This is a genomic window from Coprococcus sp. RTP21428st1_C9_RTP21428_210409 (assembly GCF_040227395.1).
GTDB lineage: Bacteria > Bacillota > Clostridia > Lachnospirales > Lachnospiraceae > Coprococcus > Coprococcus aceti.
The window spans coordinates 26,678-50,060 of the sequence record NZ_JBEHVV010000007.1; the positions used below are offsets into that span (position 1 = coordinate 26,678).

Annotated in this window: 17 protein-coding genes; 2 read left to right on the top strand and 15 right to left on the bottom strand. The window is 44.0% G+C overall.

Annotated elements, in window-relative coordinates:
* From ABUA34_RS02645 to thyA, 11 genes are all read right to left on the bottom strand, one after another.
* On the bottom strand, positions 1–217 hold a 217-nt coding region (locus ABUA34_RS02645; protein WP_349822804.1), incomplete at its 3' end, for a 3-hydroxyacyl-CoA dehydrogenase NAD-binding domain-containing protein.
* Positions 218–371: 154 nt separating this feature from the next.
* Positions 372–1,163 (bottom strand): enoyl-CoA hydratase-related protein, encoded by a 792-nt coding sequence (locus tag ABUA34_RS02650; RefSeq protein WP_004852940.1) that lies wholly within the window; start codon positions 1,161–1,163, stop codon positions 372–374.
* A gap of 25 nt (positions 1,164–1,188) precedes the next feature.
* Entirely contained in the window at positions 1,189–2,373 is a 1,185-nt protein-coding gene (locus ABUA34_RS02655; RefSeq protein ID WP_044998303.1) for an acetyl-CoA C-acetyltransferase, read from the bottom strand.
* Positions 2,374–2,513: 140 nt separating this feature from the next.
* On the bottom strand, positions 2,514–4,493 hold the full coding sequence (locus ABUA34_RS02660) for a YgiQ family radical SAM protein (protein WP_055144341.1): 1,980 nt from the start codon (positions 4,491–4,493) through the stop codon (positions 2,514–2,516).
* 4 nt (positions 4,494–4,497) lie between these two features.
* Positions 4,498–5,490, bottom strand: a complete 993-nt coding sequence (locus ABUA34_RS02665; protein WP_015535004.1) for a rod shape-determining protein — start codon at positions 5,488–5,490, stop codon at positions 4,498–4,500.
* A 112-nt stretch (positions 5,491–5,602) separates the two neighbouring features.
* Complete coding sequence (locus ABUA34_RS02670) at positions 5,603–9,124, bottom strand: hypothetical protein (RefSeq protein WP_349822805.1); 3,522 nt, start codon at positions 9,122–9,124, stop codon at positions 5,603–5,605.
* A 52-nt stretch (positions 9,125–9,176) separates the two neighbouring features.
* Positions 9,177–11,513 (bottom strand): tetratricopeptide repeat protein, encoded by a 2,337-nt coding sequence (locus tag ABUA34_RS02675; RefSeq protein WP_349822806.1) that lies wholly within the window; start codon positions 11,511–11,513, stop codon positions 9,177–9,179.
* Between the two features lie 37 nt (positions 11,514–11,550).
* A complete protein-coding gene (locus tag ABUA34_RS02680; RefSeq protein ID WP_243002886.1) occupies positions 11,551–12,540 on the bottom strand; it encodes a rhomboid family intramembrane serine protease in 990 nt (329 codons plus the stop codon).
* 27 nt (positions 12,541–12,567) lie between these two features.
* Positions 12,568–13,677, bottom strand: a complete 1,110-nt coding sequence (locus tag ABUA34_RS02685) for a heavy metal-binding domain-containing protein (protein WP_022216390.1) — start codon at positions 13,675–13,677, stop codon at positions 12,568–12,570.
* Positions 13,678–13,798: 121 nt separating this feature from the next.
* The gene (locus tag ABUA34_RS02690; RefSeq protein WP_015535005.1) at positions 13,799–14,299 is read right to left on the bottom strand and encodes a dihydrofolate reductase; all 501 of its coding nucleotides are present in this window, start codon (positions 14,297–14,299) and stop codon (positions 13,799–13,801) included.
* A gap of 42 nt (positions 14,300–14,341) precedes the next feature.
* Entirely contained in the window at positions 14,342–15,172 is an 831-nt protein-coding gene (thyA, locus tag ABUA34_RS02695; protein ID WP_022216389.1) for a thymidylate synthase, read from the bottom strand.
* Between the two features lie 155 nt (positions 15,173–15,327).
* On the opposite strand from thyA, the gene ABUA34_RS02700 reads away from it, so the two are divergent.
* Both ABUA34_RS02700 and ABUA34_RS02705 read left to right on the top strand, forming a co-directional pair.
* Positions 15,328–15,729 (top strand): helix-turn-helix domain-containing protein, encoded by a 402-nt coding sequence (locus tag ABUA34_RS02700; protein ID WP_015535007.1) that lies wholly within the window; start codon positions 15,328–15,330, stop codon positions 15,727–15,729.
* Positions 15,730–15,789: 60 nt separating this feature from the next.
* Positions 15,790–16,233 carry a helix-turn-helix domain-containing protein gene (locus tag ABUA34_RS02705; RefSeq protein ID WP_015535008.1) on the top strand — a complete coding sequence of 148 codons (444 nt, stop codon included), beginning with the start codon at positions 15,790–15,792 and terminating at the stop codon, positions 16,231–16,233.
* Positions 16,234–16,238: 5 nt separating this feature from the next.
* On the opposite strand, the gene mnmL is transcribed toward ABUA34_RS02705, so the two are convergent.
* The 4 genes from mnmL to ABUA34_RS02725 all read right to left on the bottom strand — a co-directional run bounded on the left by mnmL (position 16,239) and on the right by ABUA34_RS02725 (position 23,241).
* A complete protein-coding gene (mnmL, locus tag ABUA34_RS02710; RefSeq protein WP_349822807.1) occupies positions 16,239–17,117 on the bottom strand; it encodes a tRNA modification radical SAM protein MnmL/YtqA in 879 nt (292 codons plus the stop codon).
* 27 nt (positions 17,118–17,144) lie between these two features.
* Entirely contained in the window at positions 17,145–18,791 is a 1,647-nt protein-coding gene (locus ABUA34_RS02715; protein WP_055144329.1) for a putative manganese-dependent inorganic diphosphatase, read from the bottom strand.
* Positions 18,792–18,961: 170 nt separating this feature from the next.
* A complete protein-coding gene (gene carB, locus ABUA34_RS02720; protein WP_015535011.1) occupies positions 18,962–22,168 on the bottom strand; it encodes a carbamoyl-phosphate synthase large subunit in 3,207 nt (1,068 codons plus the stop codon).
* Entirely contained in the window at positions 22,168–23,241 is a 1,074-nt protein-coding gene (locus ABUA34_RS02725; RefSeq protein ID WP_022216387.1) for a carbamoyl phosphate synthase small subunit, read from the bottom strand. Before ABUA34_RS02725 ends, carB begins: the two co-directional genes overlap by 1 nt.
* Positions 23,242–23,383: the final 142 nt, after the last annotated feature.

Consider the following 23,383-nt stretch of genomic DNA (forward strand, 5'->3'; position numbering starts at 1 on the left):
GACCTGGAGTGATGCTGGCAAGAATACCATCAACCTTCTCCTGTGTCATCTTTCCTTTTTCTACGAGTCTTGCATAACCCTTAGCGATCTTGTCCTTACCGCCTTCAGCCCACTCCTGCTTGATATCACAGAGTGCAACCTCGTATCCGTCAACCTGAGCAAATGCCTTAGCAATGCCCTGACCCATGGTTCCTGCACCAATTACGCCAACCTTCATTTTTATGTCCTCCTAAATCTTTTTTTCCGGTAAACATGAGAAATTCATATACGTTTCGTTTAACATGCTACCATAATACTTATATCACACATTTAGGATGGTTTACCTTTATCAGATTCCCCACCCTAAATGTTAATATCAGAACTGTTAATTATTACTTATTCTGGAAAGGAACAACCTTAAGTTTCTTCTCCTTGTCTTTCTCAAGGAAATTGCCCATTCCTGCCTTCTGATCCTCTGTCTCGAAACAGTCACCAAAAAGCTTCTCTTCAATAACAATTGCCTGATCCATATCTACCTGTAAGCCATCGTTGATAGCCTTCTTGCAGTTTCTTACTGCAATAGGAGCGTTTGCTGCGATTCCGGCTGCCATCTTCTTAGCTGCTGGAAGGAGCTCCTCAAGTGGATAAACAGCGTTCACAAGACCGATTCTGTAAGCCTCGTCTGCCTTGATGTTTCTTGCTGTGTAGATAAGCTGCTTAGCCATGCCTGCACCTACAAGACGTGCAAGTCTCTGTGTTCCGCCAAAACCAGGTGTGATTCCAAGACCAGCCTCTGGCTGACCGAATATTGCATTCTCTGAGCAGATTCTGATATCACAGCTCATTGAAATCTCGCATCCGCCGCCAAGAGCGAATCCATTCACTGCTGCGATGACTGGGATAGGGAATGTCTCAATGGCTCTGAACACATCGTTACCCTTCTTACCGAAGGCCTCTCCCTCTGCCTTTGTGAGTGTTGACATCTCACCTATATCAGCTCCGGCAACAAATGACTTCTCACCGGCACCTGTAAGAATAAGACATCTTGTTGTATCAAGATCAACTGCCTTGAATGTTGCATCAAGCTCTTCAAGAACTGCACTGTTGAGTGCGTTCAAAGCCTTTGGACGGTTGATTGTGATAATTCCTACATATCCATCCTGTTCGTATGTAACAAACTCCATGATGTATCTCCTTTATTATCTAAAATTAGTCCTCGATCTTAACGACTGTTGAGCAGCCCATTCCACCACCGATACAGAGAGTAGCAAGACCTGTCTTAGCACCCTTTGCCTGCATCTCATGAAGAAGTGTAACAAGGATACGACATCCTGAAGCTCCAACTGGATGTCCAAGAGCGATAGCACCACCGTTAGGGTTAACCTGCTTGTCAACATCAAATCCAAGTTCCTTAGCAACTGCTACTGACTGTGCAGCAAATGCCTCGTTTGCCTCGATAACATCGAAGTCCTCAATCTTGAGACCAGTCTTAGCCATAACCTTCTTGGTTGAAGCTACAGGTCCGATACCCATGATTGAAGGATCAACTCCGCCAAGTGCTCCAGCTACCCATGTAGCCATAGGCTTAACGCCAAGCTCCTTAGCCTTCTCCTCGCTCATAACAACGATAGCTGCAGCACCATCATTGATACCTGAAGCGTTACCAGCTGTAACAAATCCGTTAGGATTGATTGTTCTGAGTCTTGAAAGTGTCTCAACTGTTGTACCAGGTCTTGGTCCCTCATCCTTCTTGAACTCAACCATCTCTTTCTTCTTCTTTACCATAACTGGAACGATCTCAGCATCAAATGCACCTGACTCCTGAGCTGCAACAGCCTTCTGCTGGCTCTTTGCTGCAAACTCATCAATCTCCTCACGTGTAAGACCCCACTGCTCACAGATATTGTCAGCTGTCTTGATCATGTGATAATCATTGAATGCATCCCAGAGAGCATCGTTTACCATTGTATCTACGAGTACACCATTGTTCATTCTGTAACCGAAACGACCCTTCATCATAGCGTAAGGAGCCATAGACATATTCTCCATACCACCTGCAACTACGATATCAGCATCTCCTGCCTCGATCATCTGTGCAGCCATGTTGACACAGTTAAGACCTGAACCACAGACAACGTTAACTGTAACAGCAGTTGTCTCGATTGGAAGTCCAGCCTTTATTGAAGCCTGACGTGCTACGTTCTGTCCCTGACCAGCCTGGATAACACATCCCATGTATACGTGGTCTACCTGATCTGCAGGAACTCCTGCTCTGTTGATAGCCTCCTTGATAACGATTGAACCAAGCTCTGCTGCTGGTGTTGTGCTGAGTGATCCACCCATTGTTCCGATAGCTGTACGACATGCGCCTGCTAAAACAATCTTCTTTGCCATTTTCAAATCCTCCATTTAAAAAAATATTAGTGTGACATAAGACTACATATAAAAAAACCTTAAAGGTTCACACAATCTGCCATAATTCTAGCACAAAAGCATGTGCCACGCAACCAAAAATGAACGACTCCGCGAAGGAGCTATTTCCTTTTATTCCTGTTTTTGCCATTTTTAGCATTCTTCTGCCCGGATGATTTTGTGTTTTTCTGTGGAACAACTTTATTATTTTTGCTGTTTTTACCATTATTGATTGAATTGTTCTTACTTTTATCATTTTTGCCATACGAACGTTGTCCCTGGTGTTCACCTTTCCTGTCCATCTTTCTCGGCGCTATCAGACATTTTTTATCAAAACCGATAAGATCCTGTCTGCCGGCCTTTATGAGCGCCTCTTTGACCAGATCATAATTCTCCGGTTTTCTATACATCATAAGAGCCTTCTGCATTGCCTTTTCATGTGGATTATGAGGTACATATACCGGTTTCATGGTTCTAGGATCGACTCCGGTATAGTACATACATGTGGATATCGTGGACGGCGTAGGATAGAAATCTTGCACCTGTTCAGGCATATAGCCTATATCCCTTACATATTCGGCAAGCTCCACCGCCTCCTTCAGCGTAGATCCGGGATGTGATGACATCAGGTACGGAACAACATACTGCTGCTTTCCAGTCTTTGCATTTACCCTTTTGTATCTATCAATGAATTTCTCATATACACTGTTCTGTGGCTTGCCCATCATCCTGAGAACATTATCCGATACATGCTCCGGCGCAACTCTGAGCTGTCCGCTTATGTGCTTCTCGCAAAGCTCTTTCAGGAATTCATCATTGCTGTCCGCCATCACATAATCGAATCGTATTCCCGATCTGATAAATACTTTTTTCACACCCGGAACCGCTTCCAGCTTCCGCAGAAGCTCAACATAATCCTTGTGGTCAACCTTCAGATTCCTGCACGGTTCCGGGAACAGACACTGCTTGTTGGTGCATACACCATATTTATCCTGCTTTGCACATGATTTATGCCTGAAATTCGCAGTCGGCCCTCCGACATCATGTATATAGCCTTTGAAATCAGGATCATGCGTCATGCGCTCCGCTTCCTTTATCAGTGACTCGTGGCTTCTTGTCTGTATGATCCTGCCCTGGTGAAATGTCAGTGCGCAGAAGCTGCATCCTCCGAAGCAGCCCCGGTTGCTCGTCAGGCTGAATTTTATCTCTGATATAGCCGGGATACCGCCCGCCTCCTCATATATCGGATGGTAGTTATTCATATATGGCAGATCATACACATCGTCCATCTCCATCTGGGTGAGCGGATAAGCCGGAGGATTCTGAACAACATATCCTCTGTTTCCGTATCCCTCAACCAGCGTTTTAGCCGAGTATGGATCTGTATTTATATACTGTGTATAAAAGCTTCTTGCATATTCCAGTCTATCCTTTGAAAGGCTGTCATAATCCGGCAGTATAATGGAATCCTCGGGCACACCGGATATATCCTTTGTCCTGTAGCATGTACCCCTGACAAATGTGATATCTTTCACATCTATTCCGCTGTCGAGCGCCTCCGCTATCTCTATCATGCTGTGCTCGCCCATGCCATACGAAAGTATATCGGCGGATGAATCCACCAGAATGGAATGTTTCAATTTATCAGACCAATAATCATAGTGTGCCATACGTCTGAGGCTGGCCTCTATACCTCCGATTATGATCGGAACATCCTTGTACGTTCTCCTTATCAGATTACAGTATACCGTGGTGGCATAATCAGGCCGAAGTCCCATCTGTCCACCTGGAGAGTACGCATCCTTCTGTCTTCTCTTCTTGGACACAGAATAATGGTTCACCATGGAATCCATATTGCCTCCGCACACCAAAAAGCCCAGTCTTGGTCTGCCAAAAACATCAATGCTCTTGTCATTCTTCCAATCAGGCTGGGCAATCATACACACCTTATATCCATATCTCTCAAGCAATCTGCTTATGATTGCAGGGCCAAATGAGGGATGGTCAACATAGGCATCACCTATGACAAACACAAAGTCCGCCTGTGTCCACCCTCTCTTCTTCATGTCCTCCATGCAGATCGGCAAATAATCTCTTTCCATACATTTAATCTTCTTTCTTATCGCTGAGGTTGACAGACATTCCAGCGCCGAGAGCCACTGCCTCAAGTGCTTTTTCCGATACATATGCCTCTATCCCTGTGCGCTCTTTGATTATTCTGTCCATTCCGTATATAAGACTTCCTCCTCCGGTAAGCACAATGCCCGATACCGCAATGTCAGCCACCAGCTCCGGCGGTGCAGTCTCAAGAACATTGTGTATTGCTCCAAGAATATGCTCTGTAGTCTCCTCAAATGCATCCACTGTTTCATTCGCAGTTATTGTTACAGCCTTTGGAAGTCCCTTGATAAGATCACGGCCCTTGATCACATACTCAATATCTTCATCACGCTTTACGACTGAGCCAACAGCAATCTTCGCATTCTCCGCTGTCTGATAACCTATAAGCAGGTTGTATTTTCTTCTGGCATACTTGATGAGTGCATTATTATAGTCATCTCCGGCGTATTTTATGGAGCTGCTCTCCACTGCACCACCAAGGGATACGACCGCAATATCCGTGGTTCCACCGCCTATGTCGACCACCATATTACCCTTTGCCTCATAGATATCTACATTTGCTCCTACAGCAGCAGCCAAAGGTTCCTCCATGACATACACAGTCTTGGCACCGGTCTTGTACACTGCTTCCTCAACAGCTCTTCTCTGCACCTCGGTAACACCGCTTGGAACACACACGCATATCCTTGGTCTTCCAACTCCCGAACGTTTCTCCATTGCGCTTCTGATAAATGCCTTAAGCATTATCTCCGCTATTGTATAATCAGATATAACTCCCTTATTGAGAGGTCTGACGACCTCTATATTCTCCGGAGTCTTTCCTATCATTTTCTTGGCTTTTGTTCCTATTGCTATTACTTTTTTTGTAGATACTTCATATGCGACAACAGACGGCTGGTTTACAACAATTCCCTTACCTCTTACGCTGATCAATACATTTGACGTTCCTAAATCTACTCCAATATCAGTTGAAAGCATATAAATTCTCCTTTATCACAACAAAATAATACCAGTGCTATAACACAGATATTATAAGCACTGGTATTGTTTTTTTCAACAAAATTCTACAACGGTATATCCGTCACAAAACTTATTTTATCTCTTTTTTAAGAATCTTCTTATCGATAGGATCTCTGGTCTCAGCAGCCTTCATGGCATCATCCATAGCACCGAGAAGTCTGTCGATATTTCCTGACTCCATCGCCATCAAAGCATTCTTTATAGCTGTATCTGCTCCGCTCTCAAGCTTGAAGCCCTTCTCATCAGCGTAGCACTCTGCCACATTGATCATTCCACTCTCATTGATCTGGTCAAAGTATACTCTGTTGTTGAACGATCTTGCCTGAGTCATATTTGCTGCAAGCATATTGCTGAGAGCTGTCTTCTCTCCTGTGAGGATGATCTTAACATCATTCTTCTCAGGTGAACACATATCAACCATCTCTTTGAATCTCTCAGGTGTTATAAGTCCTGCACTCTCAATGATAAGACATCCGCCCTTGAGCTTGCCAACTGCTCCTGCAAGCTTACCGCTGTTTATAACCTTTGCCTTAACCTTTGCCTTTGCCTCAGACTTGCAGATTCCCATATCATAATAGAACTTTGCAAAATCCTCACCGACCATGGTAAGTCCAAATCCGTGCTGTCCAAGAATAACAACATTCTTAGATCTCTTAGGATCTACCTTGAGAGTCTGGAGAACGTTAACGATCTGTGCACCAGCAGGCTCGACTCCGAGATACTTGTAGAGGTACTTTGCCTCCTTAGGCAGTGATTTACGTCTCGCAGCAACAGCCTCACTTACTGAAGCAGCCATAGTTGCTTCTTCATCCTGTGTGATAACCTGTGCAGCTTCCTCAACCTTGCCTTCCTTCAGAAGCTCTTCCTGCTTCTTGTACTCTTCCTCACGCTTTATAGCCTTTTCAAGTACCTTTGCAGCAGCAGTAGCCTTGCTTCTTATATCCGCGAGCTGTTTCTTGACATCAGCCTCGGCCTTGTCTATTGCTGAGAGATCTTTCTTCTTCTTCTCCTCAGCCTCGGTCTTGGCCTGATCAGCAGCCTCTTTTCTTGCAACAACGCGCTCAGCCTGTTTTGTCTTGAGCTCAGCGATCTTGTTCTTTAACTCTTCTTCTTTCTTCTTTGCATCATCGAGAAGCTTCTTAGCATCAGCTTCAGCCTTTGTCTTCATATCTGAGGCTTCCTTCTCAGCCTTCATAGCTGCAGTCTGAACCTTCTCGAGCTCACTTGCCTCTGCCGTAGCATACTTCTCTTCCTCAGCAGCAAGGAACACCTCATGCTTGGTCTCTCTATCTTTTCCTTCTGCCGTAAGCTTATCTGTCTTTTCCTTGGCAGCAGCTTCCGCATTCTGGATCTCAACCTCTTCTGCGATCTTAGCCTCTTCGACTACCTGCTCCGCTTCCTCGGCAGCAGCCTCTGCCTTTGCCAGAAGATCCTCAGCCTCAACAAGAGACTTCTTAGCTGAGTCGAGAGCTTCCTGAGCCTCTGCCTTCGCAGCCTTGAATGAGTCATTCTCCTTCTTTGCAGCGGCAACATCCTCACTGATCTTCTTGTTGTCGTTCTCAGCAGTTGTAATCTGATCAGCAACCTTCTTTATGAACTCTTCGCTGTCTGAAATCTTCTTCTGAACCTCTTCCTTGGCTTTCTTTGCTGCCTCAAGAGCCTTTGCAGCCTCCTCCTCAACCTTCTCTGCCTTCTTCAGTTCTTCCTTCTGTATTGCAAGCTTTGTGTTTGCATCATTTCTGCTGTTCTTTGCATTCTTAACAGCCTTCTCTGACTCCTCAAGCTTCTTCTGGAGCTCATCAAGAGTCTTCTGTGACTGACTCTCCATCTCAGTGGTATTCTTAAGATTAGCATCAGCCTCTTCCTCAGCCTTCTTAGACTCGCTGAATATTGCACCAGCCTTTGTCTTGTCTGCCTCGGCAGTCTTCATGATCTTGGCTGCTCTTGCTTCCTCATCTGTGCGCTTCTTCTTGGCCGTCTCTATAGACTTCTTCTTATCCGCATCTATGTCTGCCAATTTCTTCTTATCAGCATCAACAGCCTTGTTGTACTCAGCAACACCCTTATCCACATTAGTCTTCTTGGTGTCTGCAAGTGCCTTTATAGCCTTGTCGGCAGCAGCCTGAGCCTCATTGATCATATTGTTCTTATATGTATCAGGATCACTCTCCTTGAGGATTCTGTCTGACTCTTTCTTAGCAGATTCATTTGTATCTGATATCTCTTTCTTGAGCTTTGCAATATTGGCATCAAGCTCTTTCTCCTCTCGCTCAAGCAGTTCAGCATCATTCTTCTTCTTTGCCTCAGCCTCCTGTGCCATCTTTGCATCATAGTTCTGCTTCTTGGCAGCAAATTCTTCAAGCTGCTTTTCGAGATCCTTCTCTGTCTTCTCGCATTCCTCGATGGTCTTCTTCGAGGTCTCAGCATGTTTCTTTGCCTCTTCAGCATTCTTTCTGGCATCGTCGATCGCCTGCTGCTTCTTTGCCTCAGCCTCAGCCTTAGCCTTTTCAGCGGCAGCCTTCTTTCTTGCCTCTTCTGCCTCTTTGCGCTTCTTCTCCTCTTCAGCCTTACGCTTAGCCTCTTCCTCGGCCTTCTTCTTAGCTTCTTCCTCAGCCTTCTTCTTGGCTTCCTCCTCAGCTTTCTTCCTAGCCTCCTCTTCAGCCTTCTTCTTGGCTATCTCCTCAGGACTCTCCTCGTCTATATTGGACAGGTTCTTTATTCCTGCTCCAAGGAAATCGTCATCATCGTCATCATCATCATCAAAATCATACAATGACTCTCCAGCCGCAGCCTGCTTGTTTCTATCTGGGAGAATGCTGAACAGATCTCCGTTCGCATCACTGCCTCCCTTAGGTGACTTAACTTTATTCACCTTTGCATTCTTATCAGTTACCCACTCAAGTGTCTCTTCATCCTCAGCATTTTCATCATCATCAGTGAGAACAATATTGCTTCCACCTGTTGACTTAACTGTACCTTCAGTTCCGGCGCCGAACTTAAATCCGCCACCAAGACCGCCTTCTGTTTTAGGTGTTTTTCCAAGACCGCCGCCAAGGCCTCCCTCTGTCTTAGGTGTACTTCCGAGTCCTCCGCCAAGGCCGCCTCCGAGTCCTCCAAGACCGCCTTCACCTAATCCGCCGCCAAGGCCTCCTCCGAGACCACCGCCCGACATATCATCAGCGATGCCTCCAAGGTTAAGACTGAGCTTAGGTGCAGCTCCCTCTGGTTTTTTATCTTCTTTTTTATCTTCAGGCTTCAGTCCCTCTCCCTCTTTTGGAACATCGTCCTGCTTTTCATCCTCAGTTGAAGTTTCCGGTTCATCCTCATGAACAATTCCAAGAGCCTCTTCTCTCTTACGGCGTTTCTTAGCCTCGATTCGTTCTAACTCCTCCTTGGACAAAGTTTTGTGTTGGCTTTTAGCAGTCTCAGCATCTTTCTTCTTGCTGCCGCTCTTGAGAAGTTCTTCCTCTTCTTCCCTCTTTTTCTTGGCAGCTTCTGCAGCTCTTTCCTTTTCAAGCTGTGCCTTGATCGCCGCAATCATTGCTTCTGTCTGATCTACAGCCAATTCCCTCGCCTCCTTCCGTTTGTTCAAATAAAAAGCAATACACTATATGTATGATCATGCTACTTTATTTCTTCTTTGATCAGCCCTTCAGTCTGAACGGCTTTTTCTTCGGTTGCTCTGGTTCAGCGTCAACCGTTTCCTGTTGTGGGGATTCCTGCTCATCTGTCTTCTCCTCGTCGGGAGCTGCCACATCATCCTCTTTATCTTCATCATCAAAATTCAATATAGAATTGAATTCCGTGTTGAATTTAATTCCAAGTCTTGCAAGGAGTCTGTCTGTTTCACCGATAAGATCCTCCTCTTTCTTAAGACTTTCCGATATCTTGGCTTCATCAGCCTCTATCTCTGCATTTATATCTTTCTCTGCCGACAGATCATACAGTGCTGCATTCTCTGTGTTGTAGTCAGGGAACAGACTGCTCTTAAACACCGGGAAGCCATTATTCTTTGGCTTTTCCGGTTCTGTCTCCATCGCAATTTTCTCTTCTGACTTATCCTCTGCTTCCATTGTGAATTCCTCTTCGACCTCTGATTCAGCTTCAGCCTCAGTTTCTTCGATCTCCAGTTCAGCCTCAGCTTCAAATTCTTTCACCTCTGGTTCGACTTCCACTGGAACTTCTTCCATCTCAGATTCCTCAGATTCCGCATCGATTGTAAATTCTTCTAACTCTGGCTCAGCTTCAGTCTCAAATTCATCGTCAATCTCCGCTTCGGCATCGATTGTGAATTCTTCCTCAACCTCCGGCTCTGCCTCGACTGTTAATTCTTCCTCAGTCTCTGGCTCTGCCTCGATCGTGAATTCTGCACCAACCTCAAGTTCTTCTTCGAATTCAGGCTCAGAATCTGCATCTACCTCGAATTCTTCTTCGATCTCCGGTTCGATCTCAACTGAGACTTCATCAACTTCCGGTTCATTCTGCTCTACACCCGGCTCAACAGCAGTTTCTTCCACATCATTCTGAGACTCCGCATCTTCCATCAGATCCTCGCGATTCTCATCGTCAACCTCGAACTCCTCAAGAGATTCAAAGGCTTTATCAAAATCAAACGTTTCTGATTCAACCGGTTCATCAGGCAAAGTCTCCGGCTCTGCATCCGCCTCAAATCCATCCTCAAAGTCTCCCTCGAACTCAGGATCAAAGGTCTCCACAACAGTATCGTCTTCAGAATCGCGATCTGACGCACTGTCAGATACGTCATCAGAATCGTCACCATCAACTTCAACCATGACTACTTCCTCCGGTTGTTCTTCGATAACATAATTATCTTCCTCCACCGGTTCGGAATCCTCATACTCATTGTCGTTATTTTTGTTATACACTGCTGCATCCTCAGGAGTCAGCTCCCCGCTTATCTCGGTCATATCCTGCGACTTTCCCTCAGGAGCTTTCTCACTGTCACTGCTCATCGCCTTGAGCTCAGGCTTTGCCGTATTCCCGGCATCATCAGCGGTATCGGAAATAACTTCCTCGAGCAGTTGTTCCTTGTCAAGATTCTCGTTCTTCAGAGATTCCATCTCCTGCTCGACAAGCTCTTCCTCTTTCCTTGACATCAATCCAAATAAACCTCTGGATTTCTTCTTCGGCTCAGAATTCTCTTCTTCCTGACGAGCTTCCTTTTTCTGCTCTTTTTTATCCTTCGATCTAATCCACATCTGCTTGAATTTCATGGAACTCGTCACAGGTGCGTCATCCTCGACCATGATCATGATCTTAGCATCCTTTGGATGCATTCTCAGATCGTCTTCTTCCAATATCTTATTTTCATTTGCTCTTGTATCTGCCTGCTCAGGATCATCATCCGACATCTCCGTGTCAGGATAACAATAGATCATGGATTCAAGATCCACATCGCCGCCCATGAGCTTGTCCAGCATATACAAATGTGAAGAGTTCTTGTAATGCGCTCTGAATTCAACACAGGCGCTGTCAAACTTCTCCCTGTTTCTTATGTACGCATGAAGCAGAAGCATCTCAAAATCCCACTCTTCATCCGTCTCAACATCATTCGCCGACACCAGTATGCTGTAAAGTTCATTCACGGGCTTCCTGTGTGCCTTGGCTATCATATATTCAAGTCTGTATGTACCTGCATCCTTATTGGCCTGATTAAATGTATATATCTCAAAATAACGCTCTGCAAGCTGTGTAAATCCCATGGATAAATACAGTTTTACCAAAGAATATATTATCTTGTTACCAGCCGGAGCCATGGCATGTGCCTTGACAAGCGCCGCTCTGGCCTCAGGATATCTTTTGTTCTCGTAATACACCTCGCCGCATATTCTAATAAACTGTGGACTAAGTGACTTCGACAGATCCTGATGTTCAAGTATATCGAGAGCGAGACTGTAATCGCCATTGTCTGCAAGTTCCTTTATTTTGTTTACACTTGACATACTGATTCCAGTACTCATAACCCAGCCTCCCACTTTTTATCATCGTATTATTTTATCATAAACGGCTATTCTTTACAACCTTTTGATTGGTCAGCAAAAGGACTATCCCGGCCACTAACCCGGCCGCAAATCCCGCCACATGGGCAACATTATCAATACCTTCTGACATCTTTCCGTTAACCAATGTCAGAATAAATAATATAAGCATATTAATAAGTGACAGATCCTTCACCCGGCCCTTATTATAAAATGCTATGACAACCAGCACTCCCAGAAGACCAAATATTGCTCCGGATGCACCAGCCGAGTAAGCATATGTATTATTATAAAAACAATCTATGTATGATGCAAATGACGCAGTAAGACCCGTGGCAATATAAACTATGATATAATTGAATCTGCCTATTATATTCTCAACCCTCGCACCGAGTGCGATCAAAATTACCATATTTCCAACCAGATGTGCTATTCCAAAATGTGTAAACATTGATGTCAGGAATCTGTAATATTGTCCTTTTTCTGATATCGCAAGCACTTCCACAGCCAGTTCCGTAGGTTGATAGACAAAGATACATGCAACGTACACCAGAATATTTATCAACAGTAATATCGGTGTTACAACACCGAACATTCTTATCAGATTGTGCTGGGATCTGCGGTTATCCACCACCGTTTTTTTATCGATCACATCATAGAGTGAGTCAAAGTCAGTGGGCTGATTCTCAAATATATACAGCTTTCCGTAATCCTCCGCGAACAGCCAGACATTGTCCAGTTCTTCAACTATCTTTTTTGTCATATCATCAAACATTCCGTTTGGAGTGATGAGTATATTGAGAAGATTGACTTTTCTATGCGAATCCGAAGAAACATCAAGCAATATTTTATTATTGAACTTTTTCAGAGTCTCAGAATCAAGATTATGATTACTGCCTATAACAACAATATATACGGCATCGCTGTCTGCTCTGCCGTATACATTGTTACTTTCCGGATTGAGTTGTCTGTAACCCTTCTCCTTAAGATTTTTTATTATCTGTACCATGTACTGTTGCATATTGTCTTATAATCCTTATAATCCAAGGAAGAGATTCTCAACTTTCTCGATAACAGAATCCTTCATGGATCCTCTGCTCTTCTCGTAATTAAGACCGGACTCCATGATCTCAAGAAGCTGCATTCTCATTCCTGTATCAATGTCCTTGATGTACTTCATGAGTACATCCTTGATCTCTATTACATACTCTTTTGTCTTCATCTCTTCAAGCATAGGCTCGTAGTTGAATGTGATAGAGTTCTTCATCTCATCCTGCTTTCTTCCACAGATCACACATTCCTCTGCGCCGCCTTCGTTTACGTGTCCACAGTTACATGTCCACACAAGTCCGTCTGACTTGTAGTTTGCAACTGCATCAATTCCCTTTTTGAGCTTGAGTGCCTTAAACTTAACGTCAGACATCTCAATTCCGATAGAATCCGCATCTATCTCGTATACTCCGCTGGCCTTGACATACTTCTTGATGTATACCTTGACGGAGGATATCATCTTTATATACTTGTCCGGAAGCTTACACTCCACATAATCCGACTTGAGGAGCTTGAGGTTGGTCTTATCAAATGTAAAATCAACATCCGGCAGTGTTATATTGTCACCATAGATATTGGTGAACTGAAGCTCTGCCTTAAGTGCCTTTATATCGTCGTTATTGTAGTTGTTGAACCACACGGAAATCTTTGTTCCCTTGCCCTCTGATGCAAGCACCACCTTTGATGCTCTTGGCACGAGCAGGTCGTAATAGTTTCTTACATATATCTCGTTTCTGATGAAGCTGCTCTTGTCAAATTCCGACTTGTACTGCTCCTTTATGTTTACCAGAGTTCCACTGGCAACAACAGCAGTTACGTTGTTGGTGTATTCCTCAACACCTGTTCTGAATCCAACTACAGCATTGTACTTCGTCTCACGGACCATATCTGTGAAATTATTGATTGTTTCATTGAGGATCTCATCGATCTTCTCCTGATAGATATCTCTTCTATCCGTGGCAATATCCGCAATAGATGTTCCGAAATCCTTCAAAAAGTTGGAATTAAGTATCGTCTGTGTGAACTTGTATGTTCCATAGCCAACGATATCATATCCCTCAAAGCTTGTTCCCGATGTAATTAATACTTCCTTCATTAGCGCACCTCCCAAATATAAAAAAATTGTATCACAATAATCTTCATTTAACAAATGTTTTTTGTGAATTTTTAATCAAAAAAAGGTGCTTTTTTGTGAATATTATAAAAATAATTATAATTTATTTCTTCAGGTCACTATTTTTATATGTGACAAATGTGAAATTCACCTCTGACACATCCTCACCCGGTCTCTCATCCGTCACATCCCAGTTGTCCAGTTTGTCGAGATTCGAAATGAAGGCATCGGCCTCAAATTCCCTGTCTATTTTGGTGATTACTGCCTCATCACAATATGGTATGAGCTCATCGTAGATAGTCTGTCCGCCTATGACAAAAATGTCATCCGTGTCATATTTTGCCAGTTCTGTAAACAGTTCGTTCATTGAGTGGACAACCACCGCATCCTCAACTGCATATTCAGGATTCCTGCTGAGAATTATATTTGCCCTTCCCTTGAGCGGTCTTCCGCCCGGAAACTCCTCCAGAGTCTTCCTTCCGAGAACAACGACATGCCCCATCGTGGTCTGTCTGAAATTTCTCTGATCCTCCGATATCCTTATCAGTAATCTGCCTTTATTTCCAATGGCCCAATTCTTATCTACCGCTGCAATAAACTTCATATGTCCTCCATCTGTATAATTCCCGTCCCATGCTTCATAGTCTTATATCGCAATAGGAATATTCTTAATCTGTGGTCCTGTCTCATAGTCTTCTATCCTGAAATCATCCAGAGTAAAGTCATAGAAATCTTTGACATCCGGATTCATATAGAACTTTGGAGCAGGATGTGTAGGTCTTGTTATCAGCTCCTTGACTATCGGTATATGTCTGTCATATATGTGTGCATCCGCGATCACATGTACCAGTTCTCCCGGCTTAAAGCCCGTGACCTGGGCAAGCATATGTACCAGTACCGCATACTGGACAACATTCCAGTTGTTGGCCGCAAGCACATCCTGGGATCTCTGATTCAGTATAGCGTTGAGCCTGTCCCCTGTTACATTGAATGTCATGCTGTACGCGCACGGATACAGATTCATCTCACTCAAGTCCTGATGAACATATATGTTAGTGAGCATTCTTCTGCTGTATGGGTTATTCTTAAGGTCATATATCAGTCTGTCCACCTGATCCATCATGCCCTCTTTATATTTATGCTTTACACCAAGCTGATATCCATATGCTTTTCCTATGGAACCGTTCTCATCTGCCCAACTGTCCCATATATGGCTTTTGAGATCATGAACATTATTTGACTTTTTCTGCCAGATCCAGAGCAGCTCATCAATAGCCGACTTCACATACGTCTTTCTAAGTGTTATCGCAGGAAATTCCTTTGACAGATCATACCTGTTGACAACACCAAAACGCTTTATGGTGTAGGCATATGTTCCATCTTCCCACTTTGGTCTGACCTTCTCCCCCTCCGTACTATATCCATTATCGATTATATCTTTACACATGTTTATAAAGAGATCATCTGCAAGACTCATTTTGGTAACCTCCGATTGTTTTTTCAGATAATTATATCATACTCTCCATCCCACATGTGATTAATTATTACATCAAACAACACTTTTATTACATTTTGATTTACAACGGACTATTTTTGTGTACAATGCAGAAAAACATTCAAAGGAGGTGAAACATGAAACCACATTCATCCAATCCACTACCTGCCCTTCTCAGATATTTCAGACAGAAGGCAGGACTCACACAGCAGGATGTCGCAGCAGCGCTATCTATTTCCAGATCCGGATATGCCAACTACGAGGAAGGGAGAAACATCCCTAATATAGAACAGGCCATAAAGCTGTCAGAGCTTCTCAACCACGATTTTCTATATGCATACACCCTGTCATCAAGATACATGCAGGGGCATCCAAAGCCACTACAGATCGTCATGGAGGACAATTCATACATGACCGCCATAGAATCTAACCAGAGCACAGCAGACATGCTGGGCAATTACAGATCTCTCAGCGACAGCGACCGTCAACTTATAGACACATTTGTGGCAAATCTAGCATCTAAAAATTCCAGACTGTAGATCCAGTATTATACCCACCAATTACAGTAAATATTATTTTTAAGGAGAAAACAGGAAAATATGAAAAAAAGAAAAGAACGCAACATTGATCCGTCGGTGTATGAAGACGATTCATCCGATCAGGATTTTAACTGTGCAGTGATAGGCGGCGCACTGAAGTCTCTAAGGCGCAGCCACGGAAAAAGGCAGCAGGAAATAGCCGCCATCTTGAAGGTGTCCGTCTCCGCCTACTCGCACTATGAATGTGGAGAGCGAATCCCGGATCTTATAAATCTTATCAGAATATCCAATTTATACAGTATTAATATGAGTCATCTGGTGCTGCTCACCTGCATCGATATAGCAAAGAAAAATAAGATGGACATCAGCGAAGTGTTCCTCGCCTACAGCCACGGCAGGACTCTTCCACCGGAAGCGACAGGAATAATGTCCGACTGTGATCAGCTTGACGACAACGGCAGGGAAAATCTCAGGCTGTTTTTAAAGTCTGCACTGAGCTGCTAGCAGACTCACAATTTCGAAATAATACGGTTCAGATTGTTTATAACTCTCTTCTTATCAGCACTCCACAGAGGCGCAACAAGAATATTCTTAGGCCCATCCCCGGTGAACCTGTGAACAACCATATCAGGAGGAATCTCTTTAAGACAATCACACAAAATATCTGCGTATTCATCAAATGTCAGTGCACGGAACACTCCTTCCTCATACATTTTTTCAAGAACAGTTCCCCTGAGGACATGAAGCAGTTGGAGCTTTATACCATTTGCGCCGCTTCGCACTATGTACCTTACCGTATCAATCATATCCTCCTTCGTCTCACCGGGCAGGCCTATTATCATATGAACTATAATGTGAACTCCCAGTTCTCTGAGTCTGTTCATCGTCTCATCATACACACTTATGTCATAACACCTGTTGATGAGCTGTGCTGTCCTGTCATTTGCTGTCTGGAGGCCAAGTTCTATCCACACAGGTTTAACAGCTATTATATCTTTTATCATATCTATGACCTCCGGGCCAAAGCAGTCCGGTCTGGAGGCTATCGATACAGCCGCAATGTCATCCCTTCTTGCAGCCGCCAGAAACTTTTCGCGCAAAGCATCGACATCACCGTATGTATTTGTATATGACTGGAAATACGCTATATATCTGTCGCATTTGCATTTGCCTGATATCCTCTTTTTTGCCAGTTCTATCTGTTCACCTATGCTCAGGTCTGCATTTTCTGAAAAATCTCCGGAGCCACTGGCACTGCAAAAAATACAGCCACCTGTCCCGGCTTTACCATCACGGTTGGGACAGGTGGTTCCTGCATTCAATGATATCTTATATAATTTCTCTCCAAATGTATCTCTTATATACGCATTTGTTGTATATATATCCATACTGTTACCTTCTATATACGATCCTGTCTATATCTGATGTGTCGCCTTTACAAGAGCAGGGACTATCTGTTTCTTTCTTGATACAACACCGGGAAGATATGCATAGCTATCCTCAAGCTCCACACCAAATGCTTTGCTGCACAGTTCCTGTGCATTCTCTCCCACGCATATGATACCTGAGCCCTCCTGAAGAATATTGGTCATTGCAAACATAACCACATCACAGCCAGGCTCCATATATCCACCGAGGAATTCACGCATACCGTTTCTTATTCTGTCTATCTCTTTCTCATTGACGGAATTGATCTGTCCAACAGCAACAACCATATCTCCAATGTCGAATTTCTTGAAATCCTGATGAAGTATCTCATCCATGGTCTTGTCCTTGAGGTTGCTTCCCGCGTCGAACATCTCCATGGCAAATTCATATATGTCTATCTCTGCAAGCCTTGCAAGCTCCTTTGCAGCAGCCTCGTCTATGAATGTACACGTCGGAGACTTGAATGCCAGTGTATCGGAAAGTATCGCTGCGCAGAGAAGTCCAGCTATCGGCTTATCTATCTTGACATTCTGCTCTTTGTACATCTGATAGATGATCGTAGCAGTACATCCAAGTGGCTGATTTCTGAAATACACAGGATTCATGGTCTCTATATTCGCGATCCGGTGGTGGTCGATTATCTCGAGTATCTCGGCATTCTCCACGCCGTCAACAGACTGGGTTCTCTCATTGTGATCAACAAGTATGAGCTGTTTCTTTCTCGCATTGATGTAGTTACGCCTTGATACAAGTCCCTTGTAGTTGCCATAGCCGTCCGTAACCGGAAAGTATCTCACTCTGGTCTTTGCCATGGTCGTCTTAAGTGTATCTATATCGTCATCCTCATAGAATGTCATGATACGGTCTCTTATCATGAAGAATCCGATAGGCATGCTCTGTCCGATAAGTCTGGCAACAGCATAGGTGTCCGTCGGTGTAACAACAACCGCACAGCCCTTGTTCTTCGCAAATTCCAGAACCACGTCAGATATACTGTTCACAAGACATACTATAAGCATGCTCGCACCGCAGTTTATGGCCGCAAGCTGAGCCTCAACCCTGTCACTCACTATGACTATGTCATTTTCCTTGACATGTCTCTCAAGGATGTCAACCTGGGCAGCTCCCACGATCACTCTTCCATCCTTAACATATTCGTCGGCGTCACCGTACACAAGCTCGCCATTTATAGTATCTATTATGTGTGAGAACTTTGTACCAGCTATGAACAGGGAATTATCATCCTTCTCAAGCATATATGCCTCGGCTATATCTCCGACCGTTATTATTCCCTTTATCTTGCCATTATTGACAACCGGAAGTGTCGTGGCGTCGTTATCCTGCATTATCTCAAATGCTCTCTTCATGGTGATATCTCCCGACACACCATCAACTATTCTGTATGCTATATCCTTCACCTGTACATTTACATTGCTCACAAGTGCCGGCGCCTGCACACCAAAATAATCAAGGACAAACTGTGTCTCTTTATTTATATTTCCAGCTCTCTTTGGAATGTATTTGTTCTCATGCTGATTTTTCAGATGGGCGTACGCAATCGCTGAACATATAGAATCCGTATCCGGATTCTTATGTCCTATGACAAACACTTCATCTGTAGGAACATTATGCATATTTCACCTCTTATTTCTATCAATTATAATGTATTCATTTCTATGCCACGCAGGGAAGATGCCTTGTGACATCCCACATGCTAACAAGCACAAATTGAATGAGGCAAAATGACAACCCCTTTTAACGTTGTTTATCATTTTGCCCCATTTTTTATCTGTTTAATCAGAACTTATATCTCGCTTATATCCACGAGTGAAAGCTTTGTGGTATCAGCGGTCTCAAGGCTTGTGAGCAGCGCATCGGCTGTATCAAGGCTTGTAAGACATGTAACACCTGTCTCAACTGCGTGACGTCTGATGATAAATCCATCCTTGCTTCTCTCAACACCCTGTGATGGAGTGTCGATGATCAGATCGATCTCATGACTCAGTATCAGGTCAAGCAGATTTGGTGATGGCTCCTCAACCTTGTTGATGAGCTTTGCAGGAACACCATTCTCATTGAGAACTCTGCATGTGCTTCTTGTTGAATATATCTCATATCCAAGAGCAGCAAATCTCTTACCAATATTTATAGCATCCATCTTATCTGAGTCCTTGACTGTGAGGATCATCTTCTTGGTCTTTGGAAGATTGATTCCAGCTCCAAGGAATGCCTTGTACAGAGCCTCATTGTAGTTCTTGGATATACCAAGGCACTCTCCTGTTGACTTCATCTCAGGTCCAAGGCTTATCTCAGCGCCTCTGATCTTCTCAAATGAGAATACAGGCTTCTTGATTGCGAAATACTCTGACTCCGGCTGAAGACCAGGTGTGTAACCCATATCCTTGATCTTCTCACCTGTGATAACACGTGTTGCAAGATCTACGATAGGTATTCCTGTTACCTTGCTTATATATGGAACTGTACGGCTTGAACGAGGATTTACCTCTATTACATATACCTCATCATTGTATGCAATAAACTGTATATTTATAAGTCCGATTACGTGCAGGCTGTTTGCAAGCTTCTTGGTGTAATCAGCGATGACTCTCTTTGTCTTTGGTGAGAGTGTCTGTGCAGGATATACCGAGATACTGTCTCCTGAATGTATTCCGGCTCTCTCAACATGCTCCATGATACCAGGGATAAGTATGTCATCTCCATCACATACAGCATCGACTTCGACCTCTTTACCCATGATGTACTTATCTACAAGTATTGGGTGCTCCTGGGTATGTCTGTTGATGATATCCATGAACTCTATGATATCCTTATCAGAGATCGCGATCTGCATTCCCTGTCCACCGAGAACGTATGAAGGTCTTACAAGTACCGGATAACCCAGCTCATTTGCAGCCTCAAGCGCCTGCTCTCTTGTAAATACCGTCTTACCAGCAGGTCTTGGTATACAGCACTTCTCAAGGATCTCATCGAAGAGCTCTCTGTCCTCTGCTGCATCTACATTCTCTGCACTTGTTCCAAGGATTGGTACCCCCATCTCCATGAGTGCCTCTGTGAGCTTGATAGCGGTCTGTCCACCGAACTGTACAACAGCTCCATCCGGATGCTCCAGATTTACTATAGCCTCAACATCCTCCGCTGTAAGAGGCTCAAAGTAAAGCTTGTTTGCTATATCAAAGTCTGTACTGACTGTCTCAGGGTTGTTGTTGACGATGATTGTCTCGTAACCCTTTCTCTCAAATGCCCATGTGCTGTGAACTGAACAGTAATCGAACTCGATACCCTGTCCGATTCTAATCGGGCCTGAACCAAGTACCATTACTTTCTTCTTTGAGTTATCCTCAGCGACCTCGTTCTCCAGAGAATCAAAGCATGAATAGTAATATGGAGTCATGGCATCAAACTCTGCTGCACATGTATCAACCATCTTGAAGTGTGCTGTTACACCGTAGTCGTAACGCATCTGTCTGATTTCTTTCTCTGTCTTGCCTGTGAGTCTCGCGATAACCTTGTCAGGGAACTCAACTCTCTTGATCTCCTTCATTAGCTCCTTGGAGATATCTCCCTTGGACTCGATTATCTTTCTCTCAGCCTTAACAAGGTTGTGGATCTTGTCTATGAACCATCTGTCGATCTTGGTGATGTCATAGATCTGATCGTATGATATTCCACGTCTGATAGCCTCAGCTATGACATAGATACGTCTGTCATCAACATGTCCGAGAAGCTTTATAACCTCTTCGTCTGTCATATCCTTGTATCTGCTTGACCAGAGACTGTCTACATGCTGCTCCAGTGAACGGAGAGCCTTCATAAGTGCACCCTCAAAGTTTGTACAGATACTCATAACCTCACCGGTTGCCTTCATCTGTGTTGTCAGATCATGGTCAGCGGCGATGAATTTATCAAATGGAAGTCTAGGGATCTTGACAACCACGTAATCAAGTGCCGGCTCAAAGCTGGCATATGTCTTCTTTGTAATAGCGTTCTTGATCTCATCCAGGTTGTATCCAAGGGCTATCTTGGCAGATACCTTTGCAATAGGATATCCGGTTGCCTTTGATGCAAGTGCTGATGATCTTGAAACTCTTGGGTTTACCTCGATAACACAATACTCAAATGAATTAGGATTCAGAGCAAACTGAACGTTACATCCACCCTTGATGTTGAGCTCTGAGATAATGTTCAGTGCTGAGCTTCTGAGCATCTGGTACTCCTTGTCACCAAGTGTCTGTGATGGAGCCACGACTATAGAGTCTCCAGTGTGTACTCCGACAGGATCAAGGTTCTCCATGTTACATACGGTTATACATGTACCATTTGCATCACGCATAACCTCGTACTCGATCTCCTTCCATCCTGCGATACATCTCTCGACAAGAACCTGTCCTACACGTGAAAGTCTCAGACCGTTCATGAGGATCTCCTTGAACTCTTCCTCATTCTCAGCGATACCACCACCTGAACCTCCAAGTGTATATGCAGGACGGAGAACTACAGGGTATCCAATCTTCTTGACAAAGTTAAGACCGCCCTGAACTGTTGTAACGACCTCTGAAGGTGCTACAGGCTCATGGATCTTCTCCATAGTCTTCTTGAACTCAAGTCTGTCCTCGGCCTTCTTGATGGTCGTTGATGATGTTCCTATGAGAAGCACGTCATGCTCTCTGAGGAAACCTGACTCATCAAGCTCCATGGCGATGTTGAGGGCTGCCTGACCGCCGAGTGTCGGCAGAAGGCTGTCCGGCTTCTCCTTCTCAATGATAGCCTTTACAACATCAACCGTAAGAGGCTCAATATATACCTTATCTGCTATATCCTTGTCCGTCATGATGGTTGCAGGGTTTGAGTTGATGAGGACAACGCACAGTCCCTCTTCCTTAAGAGAACGGCATGCCTGTGTTCCGGCGTAATCAAACTCAGCAGCCTGACCGATGACTATAGGACCTGATCCGATAACTACAACCTTTTTTATATTAGGATTCTTTGGCATTACTTTGACACCTCCATCATATTCATAAATGTATCAAACAGTGAATCTGTATCCAGCGGACCTGCACATGCTTCCGGATGGAACTGAACTGTCTGTGCATTCTTTCCAAGATAGTGAACTCCCTCTACTGTTCCGTCATTTACATTGACGAAGCTGACCTCTGCGATCTTTCTGTCGAGGCTGTCTTCCTTGACCATATATCCGTGATTCTGTGTTGAAATATATACCTTGCCGGTCTTCATATCTCTTACAGGATGGTTTGCACCTCTGTGTCCGTACTTCATCTTCTCTGTATCACCGCCGTTGGCAAGCGCCATGAGCTGATGTCCAAGACATATAGCAAAAATTGGAATATCTGTATCGAAAAGCTTCTTTACCTGAGCTATTGTGACCTTACACTCCTTTGGATCTCCAGGACCATTTGTAAGCATGATTCCGTCCGGAGCGTCTGCGATGATCTCCTCAGCAGGTGTCTCTGCAGGATATACAGTAACCTGACAACCTCTTGCAAGGAGGGACTTGACGATGTTCTTTTTAACACCGAGATCGATGACTGCAACCTTGAATCCGTCACCAGGATAGAATATTTTCTCCTTACATGTAACATCGAGAACAACATGTCCCATCTTCCATGCCTTAATACGCTTCATGCACTCATCAAAATCATAATTCTCATCAGTTGTGATCATACCTCTCATGGTACCATCTTTCCTGAGGATCTTGGTAAGTGTTCTGGTATCTATTCCTTCTATACCAGTTATATTATTCTCAACAAGAAATTCGTTTATGGTCATCTCGCTTCTGAAATTACTAGGAGTCTTGCAGAGCTCTCTAACAATGAATCCTGACTGCCAAGGCCTGCCAGCCTCCATATCCTCTCTGCATACACCGTAGTTGCCTATAAGCGGATATGTCATACATACTGACTGCCCTGCATATGATGGATCTGTAAGAATTTCCAGATAGCCGGTCATCGAAGTATTGAATACTATCTCACTGATTATCTCGTCAGTAGAGCCAATACTTTTACCTTCAAACACGTGTCCGTCTTCAAGTATCAAAAAAGCTTTCATAATCGTATTCCTTTCGTTTTTTCTATTTTTGCTCAAAAAAAAAGAGTGAAAACGGGGGAAACGCTTGAGATAACCCACATTTATTGGCCTCTTTTTTCTTAATTTAATAAATACTACCACATTTGACAAGGCGGTACAATAT

Coding starts and splice junctions, on each gene's coding strand:
- ABUA34_RS02680 (WP_243002886.1), bottom strand. CDS start 12,540: ATGGTACAGATAATAAAAAATCTTAAGGAGAAGGGTTACAGACAACTC.
- ABUA34_RS02690 (WP_015535005.1), bottom strand. CDS start 14,299: ATGAAGTTTATTGCAGCGGTAGATAAGAATTGGGCCATTGGAAATAAA.
- carB (WP_015535011.1), bottom strand. CDS start 22,168: ATGCCAAAGAATCCTAATATAAAAAAGGTTGTAGTTATCGGATCAGGT.
- mnmL (WP_349822807.1), bottom strand. CDS start 17,117: ATGGATATATATACAACAAATGCGTATATAAGAGATACATTTGGAGAG.
- ABUA34_RS02685 (WP_022216390.1), bottom strand. CDS start 13,677: ATGAAGGAAGTATTAATTACATCGGGAACAAGCTTTGAGGGATATGAT.
- ABUA34_RS02660 (WP_055144341.1), bottom strand. CDS start 4,493: ATGGAAAGAGATTATTTGCCGATCTGCATGGAGGACATGAAGAAGAGA.
- ABUA34_RS02665 (WP_015535004.1), bottom strand. CDS start 5,490: ATGCTTTCAACTGATATTGGAGTAGATTTAGGAACGTCAAATGTATTG.
- ABUA34_RS02650 (WP_004852940.1), bottom strand. CDS start 1,163: ATGGAGTTTGTTACATACGAACAGGATGGATATGTAGGAATTATCACA.
- ABUA34_RS02655 (WP_044998303.1), bottom strand. CDS start 2,373: ATGGCAAAGAAGATTGTTTTAGCAGGCGCATGTCGTACAGCTATCGGA.
- thyA (WP_022216389.1), bottom strand. CDS start 15,172: ATGAGTCTTGCAGATGATCTCTTTATAAACATGTGTAAAGATATAATC.
- ABUA34_RS02700 (WP_015535007.1), top strand. CDS start 15,328: ATGAAACCACATTCATCCAATCCACTACCTGCCCTTCTCAGATATTTC.
- ABUA34_RS02705 (WP_015535008.1), top strand. CDS start 15,790: ATGAAAAAAAGAAAAGAACGCAACATTGATCCGTCGGTGTATGAAGAC.
- ABUA34_RS02675 (WP_349822806.1), bottom strand. CDS start 11,513: ATGAGTACTGGAATCAGTATGTCAAGTGTAAACAAAATAAAGGAACTT.
- ABUA34_RS02715 (WP_055144329.1), bottom strand. CDS start 18,791: ATGCATAATGTTCCTACAGATGAAGTGTTTGTCATAGGACATAAGAAT.
- ABUA34_RS02725 (WP_022216387.1), bottom strand. CDS start 23,241: ATGAAAGCTTTTTTGATACTTGAAGACGGACACGTGTTTGAAGGTAAA.